The sequence below is a fragment of the Chamaesiphon polymorphus CCALA 037 genome, from assembly GCF_003003845.1.
In the GTDB taxonomy this organism is placed as follows: domain Bacteria; phylum Cyanobacteriota; class Cyanobacteriia; order Cyanobacteriales; family Chamaesiphonaceae; genus Chamaesiphon; species Chamaesiphon polymorphus.
The window spans coordinates 1-7725 of sequence record NZ_PVWO01000269.1; the positions used below are offsets into that span (position 1 = coordinate 1).

The window sequence follows — 7725 nt, forward strand, 5'->3', positions numbered from 1 at the left end:
GCTTAACAATGGACTTTTCAGATAACAATCTACTAATTATTTACCTAGCTGCATTCTTATCGATCTTAGGTGTTGCAGCATTCTTTGTGCTCAGACAAATTCTGAAGACTCGGAGAATTGAAAGTACTCTCACTCAATTAGAGAAAAAACTCAAAACCGAGCGCGGTACTATTCCCGAATATTACGAGCTAGGCAGTATTTATCTAGAAAAGAGAATGTTTGCCCAAGCACTAACTATGTTTAAGAAAGCCATTAAGCTTGAAGAGTCAGAAGTACCAGAAATGGCTCCTGTCTATAATGCTTTGGGATATGCATATTTCGGTCAAGAACAGTACGATCTGGCTATCCGCAATTATAAAGAGGCCATCAAACTCGAACCAGAATATGTGATGGCGATGAATAATCTCGGCCATGCCTACGAGCAGAAAAAACTCACATCTCAAGCCTTAGCTATTTACGAACAGGTTCTAAAACTAGAGCCAAATAATGAAACTGCCAAACATCGGAGTGAGTCATTGCGCCGTCGCTTAGTCGTCAGCAAGTAATTAATTGATAATTGATAATTGATAACTATTTAGGTAGGGTGGGCAGTGCCCACTCTACTAGCATAGATATCTAGATAATATTCGCAAAATAGGTTTCAGATGTTTTCTCTTTAATAAATATTTGCACCTATTTACCTGGTTAATTATTAATGGTTAAATAGACAGATTACATTTGTTTTAGAGGGAGATTTTAGAGTGTCAGATTTATTAGCAGGACAAGTGGCGATCGTGACAGGTGCATCGAGAGGAATCGGTCGCGCGATCGCATTACAACTAGCGCAAGTTGGCGCGAAAGTCGCCGTCAATTATGCTAGTTCTAGCGGTGCTGCCGATAAATTGGTCGCTGAAATTATCGGTAGTGGTGGTGAGGCAATTGCTGTTGGTGCGGATGTCTCCAAACCGGAGCAAGTTGACGCACTAGTCAGTACGGTGATGGATAAATGGGGACGAATCGATGTGCTCGTCAACAATGCAGGAATTACGCGCGATACGCTGCTGTTGCGGATGAAGTTAGAGGATTGGCAAGCCGTGATCGATACCAACCTCACAGGCGTATTTTCTTGCACCCGTGCGGTGAGTAAAATCATGCTCAAACAAAAGTCGGGCAGAATTATCAATATTGCTTCAGTAGCCGGACAAATGGGCAATCCCGGACAAGCAAACTACAGTGCGGCTAAAGCTGGTGTTATCGGCTTTACCAAGACAGTAGCCAAGGAATTATCTACGCGGGGAATTACTGTCAATGCGGTAGCACCAGGGTTTATCACCACCGACATGACTAACGATCTCAAGGCGGAGGGGATTTTGCAATTCATTCCGCTCGGGAGATACGGAAAACCCGAAGAAGTTGCGGGAATGGTAAGATTTTTGGCAGCAGATCCGGCGGCGGCATATATTACCGGACAGACATTTAATGTCGATGGTGGAATGGTAATGGCGTAGTCAGCAATCCAATCTCCACTTCTTGGAGATTGGATTCGATAGCCAACCCGATTCTCGATCGATAATTCCGAGTATCTTTTAGGCTTAGGGGTTCGATCGATCGAGAGATTGCTGGATTTTTCTACCGAGCTAGCTGCTTGATGATGGCTTTTGGACGGCAATGTACAAAGTGCCAAAAGTCTGTTCGGTTAATAATTCGGTATCGGTAGTTTTTAAGTCACCTGAGAGGATTTGTGGGATAGTGCCAATACCGACAATCTCAAACCCGACAGATTTTAATTCGGCATAGGCTTCTGAAATCCGATACCAATAGACATAAGGAGATCGATCTAGTAGTGTCGATTGAAGATTAAATTTACCACCGAGCACTATCCACGGTAAATATTGAATACTCAAAGTGTCGCCTCTCAATTTTCGCAGTGCTTTGAGATATGCTACATATAGTGAGAATGGGAACTTCGAGCTGCGCCACTCAAAATTTAGGAATGAAAATAAGCCGATTCCACCTGGCTTGAGAATCCGCAAAGATTCTTGCATTGCTTTCAATCTATCTGCGGATTCAAGCAAACACAGAATCTGTTGCAAGTAAAGAATTTGGTCGAAGCTATCGTCTGGATAAGACAATTGCACTGCATCTTGAACTTGAAAATCAATATCTCGATCGGGATTTCTAGCGATCGCCGCCTCGATTAATTCTGGAACGTTATCGTATCCAGCTAGAGCGGTAAACCCCATTTCTTTCATATTCAGCAGGATTCTACCGCCATTGGTACCTGCTTCAACTGTTTTTAGGTGTGGCTGAAGATATTTTTGAATCATATATTTTTCTTCTGCAAATATATGTTCGATTTCGATCCAAGTCGAAAACTCAACGCTACCAAATAAATCTTTGTTACTAATAGATGATGTCATGACAATAGCAGTATAAATTTTGAAATCGCTCGATTGTAATTAGGTAGCGTCAAAGAAAATCCATACAAAACTAGACTGAGCGATGAGAAACTCAGTCACTGCAACGTTATTATGCATGGTCGATCTTTGAGATTTAATTAAACCCAGTTACCTAATTTCCATACTTTCACTCACAGATTCAAGTAATCGAGCGACTGGTAAAGACGCAATTATTGATATTTATTAGATGTAAGTATACCAAGCTTCAAAATATTTCGATGTATATTCGATCGCACTCCTCAACATCGACATCTAAGTATTTAACTGTAGTTGAAGACCCAAAATTAGCCGCACGCGCTGGATCTAGCCATTTCCAATTGCCGATCCCCTGACTTTCGCAGCAAGTCTCTCGATCGAACGCTCGAATTGAGATCCAACTTTTTAGCCAGATAGACTATCTCGCTAATATCTAGCATTCAATATTTATTTGCTGACTACTGACGGTAATAATTAGTTCGTTTTCGTATGCTAAATTGCTAAAAAAAGGTGCCACGATCTCCAGAATATCTGGCGATTGAAAGTGTTCGGGTTTGGTTTCGGGATGTGGATAGTAAATTAAAGCATCTAATACTAAATCGACCGCTAGTAAAATCTGGCAATCAAAAAATGAAAAGTCTTCGGCAGGATCGTTTGGCGACCATTTTACCTGTTTAAATGTATATTTGGCCTGTTTGACTGCATACTTGCATGGAGCGATCGATAGATTAATAGTGCCTGGAAAATATCCGCTCAGATCCAGTCCGCGATCGCGAAAAAAGGGTTTTTGCATTTCGATCGTCCCTTGCGGAAAGCGGGGATTTCCAGCTTGTCCCGATGCGACTCCATACCCTTTTTTGACACAACCTTTGACTTTTATCCGATCGCTCATGAGAGTGTATTTTTTAGATATGAAAGTGTGTATTGCTAAATAACACTGACTGGATATGCCCGCACTGCGGCATCTACCGTTGCAATTGTCAGACCATTTTGTAGGGCTTGACAAATAAGCATTCGGTCGAATGGATCGCGATGTAATGATGGTAATTTAGCTAATTGAGTCACACTAATTTCATCGAGATCGAGGCTAAGAATTTGATGAAGATTGCGCTGTCTTGGCAAATAGGTTTCAGGAGGTTCTGGAAAGGGTAGCTTACCCAACTGGTGCTTGACAATGGCTTCCCACACTGAAACAGCACTGAGATAAACCTCATTATCTGGATCTCGAATGGCATCCCGAACATCTGTTGCTAACTGAATATCTCCACTGATAAACCATAGAAATATATGTGTATCTAGCAAGATTCTCATTTGCCCTCAAATGCACTTAGCAAATCTTCTGGCAAAGGAGCGTCGAAATCATCTGGAACGGTAAACTCACCCGCACATAAACCAAACGGTCGTAGTTGTTTGCTACTGGTAATAGGTTTAATCTCAGCGATCGCTTTATTAGATTTAATAATGACTAACGTTTCACCTGCTTCTACTCGATCGAGATATTTGAGCGGATCGTGTTGAATTTCATCGATAGTTACATTTACCATCAGTCGTTCCTCTCTATTTTATTTTTTTGATTGTCTTCTACGCTAAAATCGCTATCTCGATCGTTAATATATGATTATCCTATTGTAAATACAGGATCGTGAATTATCTTCTCATTATTTTTGGCCGATCGCACGATTCTCGTAACGAGACGCTGTGTCACGGCAGGCTACGCCAACGCGGTCGCTTGTTTTTAGACAGGATTCAAATCGCTTAAAACTGAGTAGACTTGACGCTGCTCGAATAGCTCTAACAGGTTACTTTCGATTTTACCTGCGGTGGCTTCTTGATGCAAAATAGCTAAGGTTCGATCGAGTGATAAACGCGGTTTGTATGGTCGATCGCTAGCTGTTAAAGCATCATAAATATCGGCGATCGTCATAATCTGCGATTGGACGGGAATATCGATCGCAGTTAAGCCTCTGGGATAACCACTACCGTCTAATTTTTCGTGGTGGGAGCCAGCAATTTTAGGGACATTTTGGAGATGTTTCGTCCAAGGGATTTTGCGTAAGAAATCGTAAGTATGACTGACATGAGATTCGACTACCAAGCGTTCGGCGGGGGTGAGCGAACCTCTGGGAATTAGCAGTTGTTCGATTTCGGCGGGGGTGAGTAACGGTTGTAAATTGCCGTCGAGATCGCGATAAGTATATTGGGCTAATTGCTGAAGATCGGTCACGATCGTATCTAATTTTTCGGCGAATTCGATCGTGAGTACGACGTCGGGTTGATTGAGTTTATTGAGTAATTCCCAATAAGATTGTAAGCGATCGAGTTTGGCTTGCAATTCGAGATCTAGCTGTTGTAAATGGCGGCAATGGAGACAATTATCGCCTGCTTGATGGCGATCTGTTAGCGGCGGATTTAATAAATAGGCGCATTTTTGTTCGGCAAATTCCAATTCCCAGGTGCGGCGGAGCAGATTGAAGCGGTGACTGAGTTCGGTAAGTTGATGGGGATAGAGTTTTTTGCCTTTTTGGACGATCGATTCGGGGATGCTAATTTTACCAAAGTCGTGGAGGAGTGCTGCATAGCGGATTTCTTGGATCTGACGATCGTTAAACCGGAGCGCGGCGAGAATTCCAGATTCGACACTATTGACTTCCTGACTCAGCCGCACGCTTAATTTGGCAACGCGCTCGGAATGTCCAGCGGTAGTCGGATCGCGGCTTTCGATGACTTGTACGGAGGCGGTAATAAATCCGGCAAATAGCTCCTCGATACTTTCTAAAAGATGATTGCGCTCGATCGAAATTGCCGCTTGAGAAGCCAGCGAGCGAATGATTTGCTGTTCCCACTCAGAATAGGGTTGCGTCACCGAAAGCGCATTTTCGGGCGTAATTTGGATATCTGCTTTGAGCTTGCGATCGATCAATTGCAACACGCCAATTGTCTCGCCTTCGCGATTTTGCATTGGAATTACCAGCACCGACACCGTGCGGTAATCAAACTCTAGATCGAAATGGCGATCGAATTTATAAGGGACGTTACTACCCAGTGCATAAGCATCGGGAATATTCAGACTTTCCCCTGTAATTGCCACATATCCCGCCAGACTTTCTAAATTTAGGGGGAGACTCGCCGACTGGAACGAAATATGGGGGCGCGAGTCATTCTGCGCGGCTTTAAAAATCAACTTTGGCTCGCCGTGAGTGCGATCGATCGAATAGACACTTCCCGCATCGCTACAAGTAATTTCCCGACTTTTAGATAAAATTAAGTCGAGCAATTCTGTTAAATTAAGACAATCTGATAGTGCCGTCCCGATCGATAATAATTGTTCGATCGTTCTCCGTTCGGCGGCGATACTGGTAAATGAATCTAACGATGTCATCCTCAGATCGGCCAAGCTGCTATCTCCGTGAATAAATTTAGGACTGGAACTTTTCACCATTGATTTGTGATGTAGACAGCTTCGCTCGCGAGTTGATTAGATTCTACCCTAAGTCTATTTAGTGTGGTGGGACATCGATCGTTATAAGTAGTCTCGTCTGTGGCGAGCTATAACGATCGTGACGAGTGATTTAGGCGATTTTTACCTTTTAATTATATCAAGCCCAAAGATATTGCTAAAATTACCACTAATATGCCGCTAACGATCGATAACCAAAATCTCCTCGATACCCAAATTGTGGCCGTAACTGTGTATACAGATCGCGCTTTAGTCACTCGTTAAGGGCAAATTAGTTTGATGGGCACAGAGCGCGAATTGACTGCGAGCAACTTACCCACCACGCTCGATCCAGAATCCATTCGCGTCAGTGGTAAAGGTAGCGTGGGCGTCAAAATTCAGGGCGTCACTACCGATCGCCAATATACCACCGAACCCGTTGCCGAGCGGATCGCCCAACTGACAGCTCACATCGACAGCTTAGGAGCCGACAAACGCCGCATTCAGTCGCAAATCGATACTCTCAAACTCCAATCCAACTTCATTCAAGGCTTGCGCGAGAAGACTCAAGAATCATTTTCCCGCAGTCTAGCCCGCCAGCAAATCGGCCTAGAAGACACTCAAAACTTCCTGGACTTCATAGGGACTAAAACCAACGAATACGCCGTTGCAGGGGAAGATTTGCGCCAGCAGCAGCAACAAATCGATAAGCAGCTTCAGAGCTTGCGGTTGCAACTAGAGGAAGTCGAGACACCTTATAGCAAAGAGAGTTATGAGGTAAAGATCGCCATCGAACCCGCTGGAGCTGGCGACTTTCAACTAGAATTGAGCTACGTCGTCACGCGCGCGCATTGGACGCCACTCTACGATCTGCGCGTCCAAAGTACGAGTAAAACCATTCAACTCAATTATCTGGCCGAAATATTCCAAACCACAGGTGAAGATTGGACGAATGTCAGTCTGACTCTCTCCACCGCCAAACCAGGATTGGGCACTCTTCCGCCAAAATTAGATCCTTGGTATATCGATATCCCAGCACCAACGATGATGCGTCAAAGAAGTATCGCATCCAAATCAGCAGACATGCTCGAAATTTCGGCGGCTGCTCCTGCTCCAATGATGGCGACGATGGCTGCTTTCGAGCGAACGGAAGAACCGATCGAATATATCGCCGAAACCGTCGTTGCGGAAGTATCCCAACAGGGCAGCGTAGTGACATTTCAGCTCGGCGGTGGTGGCAATATTCCCAGCGATGGCAATCCGCACAAAGTGACGATTTTTAACGACAATTTCCCGTGCCAATTTGAATATATTGCCATGCCGAGATTGGTAAGTTTTGCCTACTTACAAACCAAAGCCAAAAATCGCGCCGACGGTGCGACATTATTACCAGGTAAGGCAAATATTTTTAGAGATGATGTGTTTGTCGGTACTAGCAATTTAGAAAATACCGCACCCGGACAGGAATTTAAGCTTAATTTAGGTATCGATGAAGGAATTAAAATCGATCGAGAGTTGAGCGAACGCCAAGTCGATAAAACTTTCCTGGCTGGCAATCGCCGGATTACATATGCTTATCGGCTCACTGTGACAAATTTACTCAATACACCTACTCATATCCAAATTAGCGATCTCATCCCCCACAGCCGCACCGAACAAATTAAAGTAAAACTACTCAAAATCGCACCGCAAATTCAACCGGGAGAATTAGGTCGATTGGCATGGGAACTCGATCTACCAGCTAATAAAAAAACCGAAATTACCTATCAATTCTCGATCGAACATCCCGAAGGCGTGCGGGTGCAAGGGTTGGATATTTAAGAAGGGGTAATGGGTAATGGGTAATGGGTAATGAGTAATGGGTAATGGGTAATG

7 protein-coding genes and 1 pseudogene are annotated in these 7725 nt (G+C 43.9%); 3 read left to right on the forward strand and 5 right to left on the reverse strand.

Features of this window, described 5'->3' with window-relative positions:
* Positions 1-8 precede the first annotated feature (8 nt).
* Complete coding sequence (locus C7B77_RS18525; protein ID WP_106308121.1) at positions 9-545, forward strand: tetratricopeptide repeat protein; 537 nt, start codon at positions 9-11, stop codon at positions 543-545.
* Positions 546-740: 195 nt separating this feature from the next.
* Positions 741-1487, forward strand: a complete 747-nt coding sequence (gene fabG / locus C7B77_RS18530) for a 3-oxoacyl-[acyl-carrier-protein] reductase (protein WP_106308104.1) — start codon at positions 741-743, stop codon at positions 1485-1487.
* A 129-nt stretch (positions 1488-1616) separates the two neighbouring features.
* On the opposite strand, the gene C7B77_RS18535 is transcribed toward fabG, so the two are convergent.
* The 5 genes from C7B77_RS18535 to C7B77_RS18555 all read right to left on the reverse strand — a co-directional run bounded on the left by C7B77_RS18535 (position 1617) and on the right by C7B77_RS18555 (position 5853).
* The gene (locus C7B77_RS18535; protein WP_106308107.1) at positions 1617-2399 is read right to left on the reverse strand and encodes a class I SAM-dependent methyltransferase; all 783 of its coding nucleotides are present in this window, start codon (positions 2397-2399) and stop codon (positions 1617-1619) included.
* A gap of 448 nt (positions 2400-2847) precedes the next feature.
* Complete coding sequence (locus C7B77_RS18540; RefSeq protein ID WP_106308109.1) at positions 2848-3306, reverse strand: hypothetical protein; 459 nt, start codon at positions 3304-3306, stop codon at positions 2848-2850.
* A gap of 35 nt (positions 3307-3341) precedes the next feature.
* On the reverse strand, positions 3342-3725 hold the full coding sequence (locus C7B77_RS18545) for a type II toxin-antitoxin system VapC family toxin (protein WP_106308112.1): 384 nt from the start codon (positions 3723-3725) through the stop codon (positions 3342-3344).
* Positions 3722-3958, reverse strand: coding sequence for a type II toxin-antitoxin system Phd/YefM family antitoxin (locus C7B77_RS18550; protein WP_106308115.1), 237 nt, complete (start codon positions 3956-3958; stop codon positions 3722-3724). Before C7B77_RS18550 ends, C7B77_RS18545 begins: the two co-directional genes overlap by 4 nt.
* A 191-nt stretch (positions 3959-4149) precedes the next feature.
* Complete coding sequence (locus C7B77_RS18555; RefSeq protein WP_219892197.1) at positions 4150-5853, reverse strand: HD family phosphohydrolase; 1704 nt, start codon at positions 5851-5853, stop codon at positions 4150-4152.
* Between the two features lie 192 nt (positions 5854-6045).
* Here C7B77_RS18555 and C7B77_RS18560 point away from each other — a divergent pair.
* Positions 6046-7671, forward strand: a pseudogene (locus tag C7B77_RS18560) (mucoidy inhibitor MuiA family protein).
* The last annotated feature ends 54 nt before the right edge of the window (positions 7672-7725 follow it).